The organism is Arcobacter arenosus, from assembly GCF_005771535.1.
In the GTDB taxonomy this organism is placed as follows: Bacteria; Campylobacterota; Campylobacteria; order Campylobacterales; family Arcobacteraceae; genus Halarcobacter; species Halarcobacter arenosus.
In genome coordinates, this window is the sequence record NZ_VANU01000002.1 from 382,784 (window position 1) to 399,751 (window position 16,968).

Here is a 16,968-nt window from a genome sequence, read left to right on the forward strand (position 1 = left end):
ATTTAATAAAAAACATTGAAGGACTTTTATGAAACTGTTTGGAACAGATGGAGTTAGAGGTAAAGCTGGGGAATTTTTAGACGCTATTACTGTATTAAAATTAGCGAAGGCTGCGGGTATTTATTTCAGAAAACACTCTAGTACAAAAAGAATACTTGTTGGTAAAGATACTAGAAAAAGTGGATATATGATTGAAAATGCTCTCGTTAGTGGTTTAACATCTGTTGGATACAATGTAATTCAAATTGGTCCTATGCCAACACCTGCTATTGCATATTTAACAGAATCAATGAGATGCGATGCTGGAATCATGATTAGTGCATCTCATAATCCTTATGAAGACAATGGTATTAAGTTTTTTGATAATCATGGTGATAAATTAGGAACTGATGCTGAAAAAGAGATAGAAAGTATTTTTAAATGTGAAGAAAAACTAATGAGTGAACAAGTTACAGGAAGAAGTATAGGTTCATCAAAAAGAATAGATGATGTTATTGGAAGATATATTGTATCAATTAAAAGTACTTTTCCTCAAGATTTATCTTTAGCAAATATGAGAATAGTATTGGATTGTGCCAATGGAGCAGCATATAAAGTGGCTCCAACTATTTTAGATGAATTAGGTGCGGAGGTTATAACTATTAATGATAAACCAAATGGTTACAATATTAATGATAATTGTGGAGCGTTACATCCAGAAAATGTTGGAAAGCTGGTTAGGGAATATAGAGCTGACTTAGGAATAGCCTTAGATGGTGATGCAGATAGATTAGTTGTAGTTGATGAAAATGGTGAAGTTGTAGATGGAGATAAACTTTTAGGTGCTTTAACTTTATTTTTGAAAAATGAGGGACAACTAAAAGGGGATGCTTGTGTGGCTACTGTTATGTCAAATAAAGCATTGGAAGATTTTTTAAATTCTCATGGTTTAAATCTACTTAGATCAAATGTTGGTGACAAAAATGTTTTAGAATTAATGAAAAAAGATAACATTAATTTTGGTGGAGAACAAAGTGGTCATATAATTTTTGCTGATGCAGCAAAAACTGGTGACGGACTTGCTTCTGCCCTTCAGGTTTTAGCTCTTATTATTAGAAGTGGTAAAAAAGCTAGTGAGGTTTTAAATCCATTTGATTTATATCCACAAACATTAGTAAATTTAAACGTAAGTGAGAAAAAACCATTAGATCAAATTAAAGGATTAGAAGAGTTACTTCAATCTATTAGAGAAAAAGGTATTAGAGATTTAATTAGATATTCTGGGACTGAAAATAAAATAAGACTTTTATTGGAAGGTAAAAATAAAAAAGAAGTGGCTGAATCAATGAAAGAATTAGAGGCGTTTATAAAAAAAGCATTATAAAAAATGGGAAAAAAATTAAAACTTAGTTTTACTATATTTTTATGTATATTTATTTTTGACCAAATTATAAAATATGGTTTTGCAAATTATGATTGGAATGTTGAAGGTCCTTATATGTCTTTACAGTTGGCTTATAATTATGGGGTAGCCTTTTCAATGTTTTCTTTCCTAGCTGAATATTTAAAATATATTCAATTAGGATTGGTATTAATTGGGCTTATTTATCTATATATAAATAAAAATGTATTTATGGAGTATTATATTCCAATTGCATTGTTGTTTGCAGGTGGTTTATCAAATATTTTAGATAGATTCACCTATGGTGGAGTTGTTGATTATTTTTATTGGCATTATGGTTTTGAGTTTGCAATTTTTAATATTGCCGATGTTATTATAAATTTAGCTGTTGCTATAATTATATACATACAAATAAAACAAGCTAGATTAGAGAAAAAAAACAAAGTTTAAACTCTTAAAAAAAAATTAGCTATAATCCAAGGCTAAAAGAAAAAGAAAAAAATTAAAAGTAGGTATTTATGGGTCAAACTATTACGGAAAAAATTTTTAGTGAACATGTAGGAAAAGAAGTATTTGCAGGAGAGATTGTAAGAAGTCCAATTGATATGGTAATTGGAAATGACATTACAACTCCAATTTCAATTAGAGCTTTTGAAGAGGGTGGTTTTGAAAAACTAGCAAACCCAGAAGGTTTTGCAATTGTACTTGACCACTTTATCCCAGCAAAAGATATTGCATCTGCAAATCAAGCAAAAATCTCTAGAGATTTTGCTATGAAACACGATTTAAAATATTTCTTTGATGAAAAAGATATGGGGATTGAACATGCACTTTTACCTGAAAAAGGTTTAGTTTTACCTGGTGATGTTATTATTGGTGCAGATTCACATACATGTACACATGGTGGGTTGGGAGCATTCTCAACGGGTATGGGATCTACAGATATCTCATTTGGTATGATTACAGGTGGAAACTGGTTTAAAGTTCCTGAATCTATTAAAGTTGTAATGACTGGAAAGCCAAGGGAGTTTGTATCTGGAAAAGATATTATCCTTGAAGTTATTAGACAATTAGGTGTTGATGGTGCTTTATATCAAGCTTTAGAGTTTACTGGTGATACAGTTCAATACTTAAGTATGGATGATAGATTCTCTATTTGCAATATGGCTATTGAAGCAGGTGCTAAAAATGGAATTTTTGCATATGATGAAACTACAAAAGAGTTCTTAGAAAAGACTGCTGAGTTAAATGGTGGATTAAGAGCTGAGCCAAAAATTCATTATTCTGACGAAGATGCAAACTATACTAAAGTTATTGAGATCGATGTAGCAAATTTAGAGCCTGTAATTGCTTATCCATTCTTACCAGATAATGGACACTCAGTTTCTCAAGCTGTAAAAGATAATATCAAAGTTGACCAAGTATTTATTGGGTCTTGTACAAATGGTAGATTGAGTGATTTTAAAATTGCTGCAGAGATTTTAGAGGGTAAAAAAGTTGCTCGTCATGTTAGAATGATTTTAACACCAGGTACTCAAAAAATCCTAAGAGATGCAACTAAAGCAGGGTATATTGATACTTTAGTTGATGCAGGCGCAGTTGTATCAAATCCAACTTGTGGAGCATGTTTAGGTGGATATATGGGAATTTTAGGTGATAATGAAGTTTGTATCTCTACAACTAATAGAAACTTTGTAGGAAGAATGGGTTCACGATCATCTAAAATTTACTTAGCAAATTCAGCTGTTGCAGCAGCATCTGCAATTTCTGGTTATATTACTGACCCAAAAAGTATCTAATTATGTTTAATTTACCATGCGTAATTTTATGCGGTGGTAAAAGTTCAAGAATGGGAGAAGATAAGGCTCTTCTTCCATTCTCTACTTTTAAAACTCTCACAGAATATCAATACAAAAAATTAAAACCCCATTTCAAAGAAGTATATTTATCATCAAAAACTGAAAAGTTTAACTTTAAAAATAAATTAATATTAGATAAAGAAAAAGAGTATTCTCCTATAGTTGCTTTAAAATCGATATTTGAATTTTTTAAAGATGAAAATAAACTATTTATTATAACAGTGGATACTCCTCTTGTAGAAATCTCAACAATAGAAAAATTGATAAATGAATCAAAAGATTATGATATAACCCTTGCAAAGACATCAAGTAGAGAACATAACTTATGTGGAGTTTTTTCTACTAAAGCAATTATTGAAGTTGAAAAGATGCTAGAAAAGGATATTCATAAAGTTGGTTACCTTCTAAAAAAAATGGATACTACTTTTATAGAGTTTCAAAATGAAGATGAATTTTTAAATCTTAATAATAAAGAAGAATATTATAAGGCAAAATCTATTATAAGCTAAAGTAATAATTATAATTTATTTATTCAGCATAGTTTAAGTTTCTTATTATCAAACATTTGGTATCTTAATGGAAATACAATTTAAATTAAGGACTTTTATAATGGGAAGAAATGAGGAGCTAAAAAGGGCACTGGATATACTAGATAGTGAACTTAAAAAGAAGGGGATATCTAGAAGAGATGCACTTAAACTTGCTGGACTTGGTTCAGCTTCATTTTTAATGGGAGGAACTGAAGCTGAAGCAGCAACAGAGGCAAAAGCTAGTGAAGCAAAAGGTAAAATTGTAATTGTTGGTGGTGGATTAGCTGGTATTGCAACTGCTGCAAAACTTTCAAATAACTTATCAAACCCAGATATCACAGTTATTGAACCAAATCCAATTTCTGTTTCATATCAACCAGGACAAACATTAGTTGCATCAGGAGTATGGGAAAAATCAGATATTGTTTATAATACAAAAGATTTTGTTCCAAGTGGCGTTAAAATGATTAAAGATAAAGTTGTAGAGTTTGACCCTGAAGCAAATAAAGTAAAAACTGAAGGTGGACAAGAGATTTCATATGACTTTTTGGTTGTTGCAACAGGTTTAGTACTTGATTATGGAAAAATTAAAGGTTTAGAAGGTGTTGGTTACTCTTCTGAAGCAAATGAAACAGTATCTCAAAAAGTTGGTAAAAATGGAGTTCACTCTATTTATTATGCAGATGGAGCAGTTAATACTTGGAAAGGTATGCAAGAGTTTATTGCTGAGGCAAAATCGGGTAAAAAAGTAAAAGGTTTATTTACTCACCCAAATACACCAATTAAATGTGGTGGAGCTCCTAAAAAAATCATGTATTTAACAGATGCTAGATTAAGAGAAGCAGGAGCTAGAGACAATGCTGAATTATATTTCTATCCAAATGGTGGAAAAATGTTTGGTGTTCCAGAATATCATGAAGCTATTGTAAAACAGTTTGAAGAAAGAGATATGAGATGGGAATATAAAAACAATCTTGTAGAAATAGATGTAAATAAAAAAATTGCAACTTTTGAGAAAAAATGGTTAGAAAAAGGTGCATATGATGAGATTATTGAAGACTATGAGATGATTCCAATGTCTAAAAAAATTGAAAGAGAATATGACTTTATTCATATCACTCCTCCAATGAGAGCACCTGATGCTGTTAAAAACTCTTCTTTAGCATGGCAAAGAGGTAGTGCTGCAAAAGGTGGATGGGTAGAGCTTAACAAAGAGACTTTACAACACACTAGATATCCAAACGTTTTTGGTCTTGGAGATGTTGCTGGAATTGCTATGGGAAAAACTGGTGGTAGTGCAAGAAAGCAATATACCGTTTTAGCTGATAATTTAATTGCTGCAATGGAAGGGAAAGAGATGACTTCTAAATATGCAGGTTATACTGTATGTCCGTTAATCACTGGTATTGGAACAGTTATGTTAGCTGAATTTAACTGGACAGCAAAACCTACTCCATCATTTCCTCTTGACCCAACAGTTGAAAGATACATTTGGTGGTTATTAAAAGTTTATGCACTTAAGCCTATGACCGTTTATGGAATGTTATCTGGACGAGCATAAAAAGAGTAAAAATTGAAAAAGTTTTTAATAAGTGGTTTGATTTTATCAATTAGTTTTAGTTCTTTTGCCCAAGAATTTACTAAAGAAAGTGTTCAAAAATTAGCTCATGATGTAATAAAAGAGTATAACTCTACATTAAAAAAAGAGTTAAAAGATTCAAAAAGAGCTAACAATTTGGAGGGTATGGTTAATTACTGTATCAATGACTCTAAATTGGTTGCAAAAAAACTTAACGAAAAATATGCTCCAAAAGTTTCTATAAAAAGAATTAGTCTTAATAATAGAAATGAAAAAGCTAAAGCAGACGAGAGTGAAGAAAAGATTTTAAAAGCATTTGAACTAATTGCAAAATCTGATGCGTATCAGCCAGATGAAATTATCCAAGTTGTTGATGATAACACTTTTAAAGTTTATTCACCAATTACTATGAATAGTAGAGACTGTAAAAAATGTCATGGGGTTGAAAAGAAAGTTGATAAAAAATCAAAAGATAGATTCTTCGAGGTTTATAAAAATAACAATGCTTATGGATATAAAAGTGGAGATGTAAGAGGTGCAGTTGTTGTCACCATCTTTAAATAGGGAAAGGGATTTATTATGGAAATTAAAAAAACAATTTTTTTAAGCTTTTTAGCAAGTTTAATAACTATAAGTGCAAGTGCTACTGAAAACAAATATACAAATGCAGAAATTTATGAACAAATGTGCTCTAATTGTCATGGAGTAAATGGTGAGGGTAATCCAGCAAAAAAAGGTCCAGCTTTAAATGACCAAACTGCACATGAGTTAGAACTTTCACTTTTTGAATTAAGGGCTGGAGGATTAAATCAATCATCTGGAACTGAACATGAAGTAATGGAACACAATATGAAAAAAATTATAGAAAAAGGTATGGATTATAAACCTAAAGAGATGGCAATGTACATTTTTAAATCTTATAATCCAGATGCAGTTTTTTATAAAGAGATTAAACCTAACCATAAATATACAGTTTCAGAAATATATGGAGAGATGTGTGCAAAATGTCATGGAGTAAATGCAGAGGGTAATCCAGCAAAAAAAGGTCCAGCTTTAAATGATATGACTGCTCACGAAATAGAATCTGAACTTTATGCTATACAAAATGAGGGGATGAATCAATCTTCTGGAACTAATCATGAAGTTATGGAACACAATCAAGCTAAGATTGAAAAAAAGGGTATGAAATATGACCCAAAAGAGATGGCTAAATATATAGAAGGTCATTTCTATAATAAGTAAAGAGAAACCCTCTTTACTTATAGATTTAAAATGGGGAAAAGATGTTGATAAATTTTAAAAAAGAGATTACAATTTATATTGTTTTATTTATAATCTCATCATTGCTTGTGCATAATAGTATTTGGTTTTCACATCCAATTGAGCATATAAATGCTCTTTTTTCTCATGGCATGCCTTACCATCCTTTTTTATATACATTTTTAATCTACTTAGTATTTGGTATTATAAGACTTGTTATCAAGCTTATAAAGAAACTATTTAACAGAGGCTAAATTTTTTTAGTTGGTTTATTTGAATGAATAATCATTATAAAACTTATGTTTGGTCTTTCTTAGGAAGACTTAGTCATTGGTTATTAGTAATCTCATTTTTTATATCATTTATAACTTCTTTTCATGAAAACCTTTTAAAGTTACATGTTACATTTGGAATTATTGCTTTAGGTATGTTTATTAAAAAAATTGTGTGGGGATTAATTGGTCCTAAATATGCGAGATGGAGTGATTACAAATTTAAATTAAAAGATTTAAATTTTTATTTTGTAGAAAAAATTAGAAATAGATATAGAAAAATTGAACCTGGTCACAATCCTGCTTCTTCATGGTTTGCTTTTTTAGTTACATGGTTTGGAATTTTTTGTTGTCTTATTGGACTTCTTTTATATGGTATTCAAGAAGGTAATGGAATTTTTTCTTTTTTAAATACTACATATTATATGTATATGGAAAATCTATTTGATATTCATGAGGTTTTATCATATATATTATTAGTAATGATATTAACACATATATCGGGAGTATTAATAGAACAGTTTTATCATAAAACATCTATGGTGTTTGCTATGATAACTGGATATAAAAAAGCTAAGGGTGAAGATATTGAACCAACTTTTTGTATGAAATTTTATGGCTCTTTATATATTGTATTTGTTTTATCTTTAGCTTCATATACATATTATATACCTAATAATTTTATAGTTAAAAGTAAATTTGAAAAAATAGATTATAAAAAGTTGCATTCAGATTTTCAATTTGAATGTTCTGACTGTCACAATTTAATTCCACCTTTTTTATTACCAAAAGAGTCATGGAAAAATTTGATGGCAAATCAAGACAATCATTTTGAAGAAGATTTAGAATTAGATAGTACAATGGTAAAATCAATAGAAAACTTTTTAATAAGAAATTCTTCTGAATCTTCAACAAGAGAATCATCATATAAAATAACGAAAGAATTATCTAATTCTAATGCATTTATTATAACTAAAACTGATTATTGGAAAAAATTACACGAAAAAATCCCCGAAGAAGTCTTCAAAAGTGACACAATAGAAACAAAGTCCAATTGTATCGCATGTCATAAAGATTTTGAAAAGGGAATTCTTGCAGACATAAATATTACATTTTTATCAAAATAGCCCATTTTTGATAACTTTTTCTTATAATTAGTAAAAAAAATCAAAAAATCTTATAAATTTAGTGAATAATCATTCAAGAATAAGAATAATTTATCAAAAAACATGTTAAAATTATTCAGTTAATATAAAATAATAAGTAAATATTAATAATAGATAGGAGAGAGAAAATGCAAGTTGAGATTTCAAGAAGAAAATTTCTTCAAGGTACAGTTGCCTTATCAGTTGTAGCTGCATCAACTTCTGCACTTTCAAGTACAAAAACACATGAAGAACCAAATAGTTTTGGAACATCAAAAACTTCTTTTGATAAAAACAAAATCACACAGGTTCCTACTTTATGTGAAATGTGCGTGAATAAATGTGCAGCTTATGCAGTTGTTGAAAATGGTGTAGTTAAAAAGTTAGATCCAAATCCACATTTCCCAAAATCAAAAAATATGCTATGTGCTAGAGGAAATGCAGGAATTCAAGCTATATATGATCCAGATAGACTTAAATACCCACTTATTAGAGTAGGTGAAAGAGGTGATGGTAAATATAAAAGAGTTACTTGGGATGAAGCTTATGATTACATCACCGAAAAAATGGTTAAAATTTTAGACGAAGAAAAAGACAATAGATCTACTATAGGATATTGTGCTGGTGAAGGTATGGCAGAACATACTTATAAAACATTTATGTTTGATAAATTAGGTTCAACTAACTTTATAAACCATGCTTCTATTTGTCTTCAAACAACAGTTTCAGGATATGCACTTACAATTGGTGGATATGGTCAAGCTGATTTAGAAAATGCTGAATATGTTATTATGGCTGGAGCAAACAGAGCTGAGGCGATAGTAACACCTGATACAATGGATATTTTTAAAAGAACAAAAGGAAGAGGAGCAAAACTAGTAGTTGTTGATCCAAGATTCTCAAATACTGCTGCACATGCAGATGAGTGGGTTGCAATTGAAGTTGGTACTGACTTAGCTTTAGTTTTAGCAATGACACATGTAGTATTAGAAGAAGAACTTTATAATAAAAAATTTGTTGGATTAAACTTTAATGGTTTTGAAGAATATAAAAAACATATTTTTGAAAGTGGTTATACTCCAGAATGGGCTGAAAAAATCACTGGTATAAAAGTTGCTCAAATTAAAAAAATGGCAAGAGACTTTATGCATTATGCACCAAGATCTATTTACTATCAAGGTAGAAGAACAGCTTGGAGTAAACAAGACTTCCAATTAAGACGAGCTCAAGCTATTTTTACTGCATTAGGTGGAGGAATTGATAGAGAGGGTGGAATTGTTTTTGGTAAAAAACTACCACTTGGAAGTCATACTGTAAATGCTCCAATGTATGCTAATCCAAAACCAAGAATTGAAAAAGATGCAGCAGCTGTAATTGGTGGATCTGGTTCATGGATTGCTTGGAGAAATATGGTGCAAGAAGGTAAAACTCCATATCCAATTAGAGCAATGTTTATTTATAAACAAAATCCAGTTTTATCAGTTCCAAATAGTAAAAAAACTATTGAAATGTTCAAAAAAATGGATTTAGTTGTTGCAATTGACACAATGCCAAGTGATAGTGCAATTATGGCAGATGTTATTTTACCAGAGTGTACTTATTTAGAAAGAGAAGACCCTGTTAAATCATTTGGTGGTACACAACCTTCAATTGCATTAAGACAGCGTGCCGTAAAACCAATGTATGAGACTAAACCGGTAATTGAAATAGTAAGAGGATTAGGTAAAAAACTATCTAAACCACTATGGGAAATCTCTAAAAAATATGATGAAGATTTACAAGATGAATTAGATGGTTTGTCTGATGAAGAACAAGAAAAATATTTTGAAAAAAATGGTTATAACCTAGCTGATGCATATGAACACTCTCAAGAGGAGATTAATAAACATATGGTTGAATCAGTTTATGGTGAAGAAGCATGGCACACATTGAGAGAAAAAGGTGTGTTTTATGTAAATATGGATAAATATTTCAAAAAACTATCAGCAAATGAATATGAATGGTATCCAAAACAAAGAAGATTTTATTCAGTTGTAAAAGGTGAGTTTAAATCTGATGTTTTCCATGACACATGTGTTGATGAAAAAGAGATTGCTGTACTTAAAAAGAATTTTAAAACACCAACTGGAAAAGTAGAATGTGTTTTACCAAATATGGCAAAAAAAGGTGTTGATGCAATGCCAGTTTGGAAAGATGATATGTATACTCCAACACCTAAAGGTAAATTTAAATTTATTACTGGAAGACATGCACAGTTTACACAAAATGGTACAGCAAACAATGCGATGTTATTAGACTTGATGCCTGAAAACTATTTATGGATTAATAAAAGAGTTGCAAAAGAAAAAGGTATTGAGTTTGCAGATTTAGTAGAAGTAGAGAGTAAAATAGGGAAAATCCAAATCAAAGCTTACCCAACAGAAAAAATTGGGCCTAACACATTATTCTTTGTACATGGATTTGGAGCTTCTTCTGATGGTTTAACACTGGCTAAAAATAATGGTGCACCAGACAATATGATTATTGATGATGTAATAGAACCAGTGTTCGGAAGTGCAGCAATGCACGAAACAATTGTTGATGTTAGAAAGGTTTAATCATGGCACGATATGGAATGGCTTTAGATTATAAAGATTGTATAAATTGTAAAGCTTGTGAAACAGCTTGTAAAGAAGAAAACGGAATTTTATTAGGTGCTGAGAGCCATAGAATTTGGGTAGGAACACATGAGATTGAAGGGGAGTTTCCTTTCTTAAATATCTCATCAGCAAATTTTATGCCAAGCCAATGTCAACAATGTGAAAATGCACCATGTCAAGATGTATGCCCAACAAATGCAACATTCTATGATGAAAATGGTGTGGTTAGAGTTGACCCTGAAAAATGTATTTTATGTACTTACTGTATGACAGCATGTCCTTATGATGCAAGATATGTAGATGATAGAACAGTTACAGTTGATAAATGTAATTTCTGTGCAGATACAAGAATTGCAAGAGGTGAAACAACAACTGCTTGTCAAAATACATGTCCTACAAAAGTTAGGGTATTTGGTGATTTAGATGATCCAAACAGTGAAATTTCTGAATTATTAAGAACTAGAGAACATTTCACTTTAAAAACACATTTAGGTACAAAACCTAAACTGTTTTATTTAACATAAGGAGGCTGTAATGAATTTTTTAAGATCAATTATTCCTTTTAATGAGGTCTCTTTAAAAGACTTATTTACATTTGAAAAAAGATTTAGTAATGTAACAATGGCTTTATTAACTTTAGGATTGTTAGCTCTATTTATTGCTGGAGCTGCTATTTATTTTATTGAAGGACACCATTCATACAATGTATATAAACAACACCCTTGGGGATTGATAATTGGTATGTATGTATTCTTTGTTGTATCAAGTACAGGATTATGTATTATGTCTTCACTAGGACATGTATTTGGTATAAAAGAGTTTGAAATTATTGGTAAAAGAGCAATTTTAGGTGCAATTGTAACTATTTGTAGTGGTTTTGTTGTAATTGCTTTAGAGATTGGTCACCCAATAAGAATGGTTATTTATAATGTTTTAACTCCAAACTTCACATCTGCTATTTGGTGGATGGGTACGTTATACGGATTGTATTTATGTTTTATTATTATGGAATTCATCTTTTTAATGAGAGATGACCATAAATGGTCTAAGTTCTTTGGACTTGGAGGTTTACTAGTTGGTATTGCGGCACACTCAAATTTAGGTGCTGTATTTGGTTTTCTTATTGCAAGACCCATTGCTAATGGTGTTTTCTTCCCAATCTATTTTATCCTATCAGCAATGATTACAGGATCATATCTATTATTCTTAATGTATGGATTTAGATATAAAATGGATTTTCCAGAAGAAGTTAAAGTGATGCTAACTAAATTAGCAAAAATCTTGGGATTATTATTAGCAATATTAATGTTCTTTGAAATTTGGAGAATGTTTACAACAATTTATGGTGGAATGCCAGACAAAGCAGAAGCTGCATGGCATATCTTAACAGGACCTAATTTCTTAATTGGTGAAGTATTACTTGGAATGGTAATTCCATTTATTGTAATCTTAGCTAGTAAAGGAAAAAATATAAAAGGTATGGTTTGGGCATCAGTAACTGGTATGATTGGTATTTTCTTTATGAGATATGATTTAGTTCATGATACACAATTAATGCCACTTAACCCTCTTAAATTAAGAGAGTATTCTGTAGCACCTGAATTTATTGAGTATTTTCCATCATTTTCAGAAATTGGAATTGCAATTGGTGGAATTGGTGTTTGCTTTGTAATGTATTACTTTGCAGAGAAACTATTTAATTTAGATCACGATAAAAAACAACATTAACAGAAAGGATATGTAATGAAAATGATTCTTAGAAGTTTAGTAGTAGTTGGTTTATTAACTACAGGTGTTTTAGCAAACGACCCAGGGGCTTTAACAAAGCCTAGTGCAAAAGTACAAAGTATGATTGACAAGTTTGGTCTTAAGATGGTTGATTACAACTATGTTAAAGCAAGACTTGGTAAGGGAACAAAAAATACAGCTAGTATAGTTTTAGTTGATGCTAGACCAGCTAAAAAATATATGGGTGGAACAATTCCAAGTTCAATTAACATCCCTGATACTGATTATGCAAATTATGTTGGACAGTTAAAAGATACTCCAAAAAATAAAGAGATTGTTGTTTATTGTGGTGGATGGAATTGTGGTAAATCTCCAAAAGTAGCAAATATGCTAAAAAAAGATGGATTTACAAATGTAAAATTATATCAAGCAGGTGAACCTGAGTGGAACAAATTAAATTATAGAGAAGTTGGTCTTCCTGTTATTAAAGCAGTACAAGCTAAAAATAGTGGAGTTATTATTGATGCAAGACCATTCCCTAAATATTTACAAGAAACAATCCCAGGAGCAATTGCTATTCCAGATACTCAAGTTGAAGAGTTAAAAGGAAGATTTCCTGTAAACCATAGTGAAAAAATTATCACTTTCTGTGGTGGATTTAAATGTGCAAAATCTCATATTGTTGCAAAAAAATTAATCTCTATGGGATATAGTGATGTATCTGTATATGCTGCAGGTATGCCAGAATGGAAAAAAGCTGGATTAGCTACAACTAAATCTGCATCAACAGCTAAAGCGCCTGTAAAAGCAGAAGGACCTAAGTTTTCTAAAAATGGAGCAAAACTAAGTATTGACGAAGGTGGAGTTGATGGTGAATGGTTCTATGGTTTATATAAAGCTGGTAATGTTCCTTCATATATCCAAATTGTTGATATTAGAGATGCAGCTGAATATAAAGAAGGTCACCTAAAAGGTGCTATTAATGTACCAGCTGAAAAAGCAAGCGCTAAAGAGTTTTATGAAAAACTACCAAAAGGTAAAACTTTAGTATTCCATTGTAGTGCTGGTGGTAGATCTGTAGAAGCTTGGCAAAAATTACAAGGTGCGAAATATGATGTTTCTGAGATTTTCTATTTTGATGCAAATATAGATTGTAAAGGAACTGAGTGTAAAGTTGAGGTTAATGAACCTATCGGTTAATTATTAATATTTTTACTTATTAAAAAGGGAAGAGTTTAGGCTTTTCCCTTTTTTTATTTCTTATTTGATACTAAAAAAGTATTAGACATAAAAAAAGGGCTGAAGTAAAACTTCAACCCTTTTGTATTATTTGCAAATTTATAATTATGCTGCTAATGCTTCTTTAGCTTTTACTACAAGTGATGAGAAACCTTCAGCATCATTGATAGCCATATCAGCTAATATTTTTCTATCAAGTTCAATGTTAGCTAATTTTAAACCGTTCATGAATCTTGAATAGTTAATATCATTTAATCTACAAGCAGCATTGATTCTAACGATCCAAAGCTTTCTAATATCTCTTTTTTTCTGTCTTCTATCTCTGTAAGCATATACTAATGAATGCTCTAATTGTTCTTTTGCTTTTCTAAAGTGTTTTCTTCTTCCTGAGAAAAATCCTCTAGCTTGCTTTAAAACTTTTTTGTGTCTTCTTCTTCTAACTACACCAGTTTTTACTCTAGGCATATCGTTTCCTTTCTTTACTCTATTTATTTAATAGGTGTCGACAACTCTTCCATAAATTGGTGGGTCGAACTTGTCCATTTTTTAGATGGAGGGACTAAAAATTAAGTTTGTTTACTTAATTACGCTTTGTTTAACATTAATTTAACTCTACCAGCATCAGTGCTAGCAACAGTTTGTGGTCCTCTAAGATTTCTTTTTCTCTTTTGAGACATTTTTGTTAAGATGTGGCTTCTAAAAGCTGATCCTCTTTTGATAGAACCATTCTTTTTTACTTTAAATCTTTTTAAAGCTCCACTGTTAGATTTCATCTTTGGCATCGTACAGTTCCTTTCTTATAAATTTGCATTTTCAATTAAAAAATATTTTAAATATTGAAAAAGTGTGAGATTTTACTTAAAATTTGCTTTATTTAAGTTTAAATGAATTGTTTTGGAGTGTTTTAAAGTATGAAAAAGAGAGAGTAGATTCTCTTTTTCATTTTTAGTTTTTACTATGTTCACCTTTTGGTGTTACATACATATTTACAAATCTTCCCTCTTGTTTAGGTTCTGATTCTCTTTGTCCGTATTCTTCAAGCATTGGCCATACTCTTTCAAGTACTTCTGCTCCAGCTTCAGGATGAGCCATTTCTCGCCCTTTTAGAAAAACCCTACATTTTACATGATAACCTTTTTCAAGGAATTCAATTGCATGTTTAACTTTATAGTTAATATCATTTTCTGCAATTTTAACAGAAAACTTAACCTCTTTAACAACAATGATTTTTTGTTTTTTCTTAGCTTCTTTTTGTTTCTTTTCTTGTTGGTATTTAAACTTACCATAATCCATAATTTTAGCAACTGGTGGTTTTCCATCAGGAGCAATAAGAACTAAGTCTAAACCTAGATCATCTGCAGTTTGTTGTGCATCTTTTGTTGATATAATACCATAGTTAGTACCATCATCCCCCATACATCTTACTTCACTTGCAGTAATGTCTTCATTCATTATTGCTTCTTGTTTTTTCCCTCTACTCAAATTTTGCTCCCATTATTTATATCGTTTAACATTTTTATGAACTCTTCTTTGCTCATATTTGATTGCTCTCTTTTTCTTCTATCTCTAAGAGCTACAGTTTTATTTTCAACCTCTTCATCACCAAGAACTAAAATCATAGGTACTCTTTTTTTCTCTGCCATTCTAATTCTTTTATTTAATGATTCATTCATATCAAAAACTTCTGAATCAATTTCATCATAAAGTAATTCTTTTTGAATCTGTTTTGCATATTCAACATGTGTATCTGCAATTGGTACAATAATTACTTGTGTAGGTGCAATTACAAATGGGAATTCTCCCGCTGTATGTTCTGTTAAAATACCAATAAATCTTTCAAATGAACCAAGTATAGCTCTATGAATCATAACTGGTTGTTCTTTTTCACCTTTATCATTGATATATTCCATCTCAAAAGATGTTGGTAAATTCATATCAACTTGAACAGTACCACACTGCCATTTTCTTCCAATAGCATCTAGAATTTTAATATCGATTTTAGGACCATAAAATGCTCCTCCACCTTCATCAATTCCATATTCTAAACCTTCTGAATCAAGTGCATTCATTATAGCTTGCGTTGTTGTTTCCCAGAATTCATCTGAACCAATAGCTTTTTTAGGTTTTGTTGAAACTTCCATTTCATATTTGAAATCAAATAGTTTCATTAATGAATCAACAAATTCAAGTACATCAATAATAACATTTTTAACTTGCGATGGTAAACAGAAAATATGTGCATCATCTTGAGTAAACTCTCTTACTCTAAATAATCCATGCATTGCCCCACTTAATTCATGTCTATGAACAACACCATATTCAAAAAATTTCTTTGGTAAATCTTTATATGATACTAAGTCATTTTTATAAATTTGAATATGACCAACACAGTTCATAGGTTTGATACCATACTCTTGCTCATCAATAGTAGTGAAATACATATTTTCTTTATAATTAGCATAGTGACCAGATTTAACCCATTGATTTGCTTTTAAAATCTCTGGACCACGTACAGGCTCATAACCTCTTACTCTATGTGCTTTATAAAGAAGTCTTTCAAGTTTCCCTCTAAGTCTTGCCCCATTAGGAAGCCATAAAGGAAGTCCTGCACCTATATCTTCATTAAAAGCAAATAGTTCAAGTTCATTTCCAAGTTTTCTATGGTCTCTTTTTTTAGCTTCTTCAAGCATTTTTACATAGTCATTTAACTCTTTTTTATCAAAAAATGCAATTCCATAGATTCTTGTGATCATCTCATTTTCTTCATCACCACCAAGATAAGCTCCAGCTACACGTGTAAGTTTAAAAGCTCGAATCATTCTTGTATTTGGCAAATGAGGTCCTCTACAAAGGTCTTCAAAATCACCTTGTTTGTAAACTGTTAGCGTATCATCAGTAATATTTTTTAATACAGCTTGTTTTAATTCATCATTAGCAAATTTGTTTTCAATCTCTTCTCTAGATTCTTGAAATCTTTCAATAGGAAGTTTTCTATTGGCGATCTCTTTCATCTTCTTTTCAATGGTTGGAAGATCATCATCCGAGATTTTTGAATCTACTTTAAAATCGTAATAAAACCCTTCTTTTACAACAGGTCCTACAAAGAATTTTGCTTCAGGATATAACTCTTTGATAGCTTGCGCCATCATGTGAGCACATGAGTGTCTAAGAATCTCTAGAGACTCAGGCGAATTATCAGCTTTAATTTCATCACCAGTGATGTTTAAAGCTTCAGCAGTCTGAAGGTCATATATATTTCCTTCACTTAAAACACCAATTTGTTCCAATAATTTCCTTTTTTTAGTTTATTTTTCGTAAATTTGCTACATTTTATCT

At 30.6% G+C, this 16,968-nt stretch carries 16 protein-coding genes; 12 read left to right on the forward strand and 4 right to left on the reverse strand.

Annotated elements, in window-relative coordinates; translation table 11 throughout:
* Positions 1–28: 28 nt before the first annotated feature.
* From glmM to FDK22_RS06455, 12 genes are all read left to right on the forward strand, one after another.
* Positions 29–1,363 carry a phosphoglucosamine mutase gene (glmM, locus tag FDK22_RS06400; protein WP_138152081.1) on the forward strand — a complete coding sequence of 445 codons (1,335 nt, stop codon included), beginning with the start codon at positions 29–31 and terminating at the stop codon, positions 1,361–1,363.
* Between the two features lie 3 nt (positions 1,364–1,366).
* On the forward strand, positions 1,367–1,831 hold the full coding sequence (gene lspA / locus FDK22_RS06405; protein WP_138152082.1) for a signal peptidase II: 465 nt from the start codon (positions 1,367–1,369) through the stop codon (positions 1,829–1,831).
* Positions 1,832–1,899: 68 nt separating this feature from the next.
* Positions 1,900–3,180 (forward strand): 3-isopropylmalate dehydratase large subunit, encoded by a 1,281-nt coding sequence (locus FDK22_RS06410; RefSeq protein WP_138152083.1) that lies wholly within the window; start codon positions 1,900–1,902, stop codon positions 3,178–3,180.
* A gap of 2 nt (positions 3,181–3,182) precedes the next feature.
* Positions 3,183–3,749 (forward strand): molybdenum cofactor guanylyltransferase MobA, encoded by a 567-nt coding sequence (mobA, locus tag FDK22_RS06415; protein ID WP_138152084.1) that lies wholly within the window; start codon positions 3,183–3,185, stop codon positions 3,747–3,749.
* Between the two features lie 100 nt (positions 3,750–3,849).
* On the forward strand, positions 3,850–5,331 hold the full coding sequence (locus tag FDK22_RS06420) for an NAD(P)/FAD-dependent oxidoreductase (RefSeq protein ID WP_138152085.1): 1,482 nt from the start codon (positions 3,850–3,852) through the stop codon (positions 5,329–5,331).
* Positions 5,332–5,343: 12 nt separating this feature from the next.
* Entirely contained in the window at positions 5,344–5,913 is a 570-nt protein-coding gene (locus FDK22_RS06425) for a Tll0287-like domain-containing protein (RefSeq protein ID WP_138152086.1), read from the forward strand.
* Between the two features lie 15 nt (positions 5,914–5,928).
* Positions 5,929–6,591 (forward strand): c-type cytochrome, encoded by a 663-nt coding sequence (locus tag FDK22_RS06430; protein ID WP_138152087.1) that lies wholly within the window; start codon positions 5,929–5,931, stop codon positions 6,589–6,591.
* Between the two features lie 295 nt (positions 6,592–6,886).
* On the forward strand, positions 6,887–8,008 hold the full coding sequence (locus tag FDK22_RS06435; RefSeq protein WP_138152088.1) for a cytochrome b/b6 domain-containing protein: 1,122 nt from the start codon (positions 6,887–6,889) through the stop codon (positions 8,006–8,008).
* A 167-nt stretch (positions 8,009–8,175) separates the two neighbouring features.
* The gene (locus FDK22_RS06440) at positions 8,176–10,623 is read left to right on the forward strand and encodes a molybdopterin-dependent oxidoreductase (RefSeq protein WP_138152089.1); all 2,448 of its coding nucleotides are present in this window, start codon (positions 8,176–8,178) and stop codon (positions 10,621–10,623) included.
* Between the two features lie 2 nt (positions 10,624–10,625).
* Entirely contained in the window at positions 10,626–11,189 is a 564-nt protein-coding gene (locus tag FDK22_RS06445) for a 4Fe-4S dicluster domain-containing protein (RefSeq protein WP_138152090.1), read from the forward strand.
* A 10-nt stretch (positions 11,190–11,199) separates the two neighbouring features.
* Positions 11,200–12,393 (forward strand): NrfD/PsrC family molybdoenzyme membrane anchor subunit, encoded by a 1,194-nt coding sequence (gene nrfD / locus FDK22_RS06450; RefSeq protein ID WP_138152091.1) that lies wholly within the window; start codon positions 11,200–11,202, stop codon positions 12,391–12,393.
* A gap of 15 nt (positions 12,394–12,408) precedes the next feature.
* On the forward strand, positions 12,409–13,593 hold the full coding sequence (locus FDK22_RS06455) for a rhodanese-like domain-containing protein (RefSeq protein WP_138152092.1): 1,185 nt from the start codon (positions 12,409–12,411) through the stop codon (positions 13,591–13,593).
* A gap of 144 nt (positions 13,594–13,737) precedes the next feature.
* On the opposite strand, the gene rplT is transcribed toward FDK22_RS06455, so the two are convergent.
* The 4 genes from rplT to thrS form a co-directional block, all read right to left on the reverse strand.
* Entirely contained in the window at positions 13,738–14,097 is a 360-nt protein-coding gene (gene rplT / locus FDK22_RS06460) for a 50S ribosomal protein L20 (protein ID WP_138152093.1), read from the reverse strand.
* Between the two features lie 119 nt (positions 14,098–14,216).
* The gene (gene rpmI / locus FDK22_RS06465) at positions 14,217–14,414 is read right to left on the reverse strand and encodes a 50S ribosomal protein L35 (protein WP_138152094.1); all 198 of its coding nucleotides are present in this window, start codon (positions 14,412–14,414) and stop codon (positions 14,217–14,219) included.
* 163 nt (positions 14,415–14,577) lie between these two features.
* Complete coding sequence (gene infC, locus FDK22_RS06470) at positions 14,578–15,114, reverse strand: translation initiation factor IF-3 (protein ID WP_276309172.1); 537 nt, start codon at positions 15,112–15,114, stop codon at positions 14,578–14,580.
* Entirely contained in the window at positions 15,111–16,919 is a 1,809-nt protein-coding gene (gene thrS, locus FDK22_RS06475) for a threonine--tRNA ligase (protein ID WP_138152095.1), read from the reverse strand. The genes infC and thrS overlap by 4 nt, the downstream gene beginning before the upstream one ends.
* Positions 16,920–16,968 lie beyond the last annotated feature (49 nt).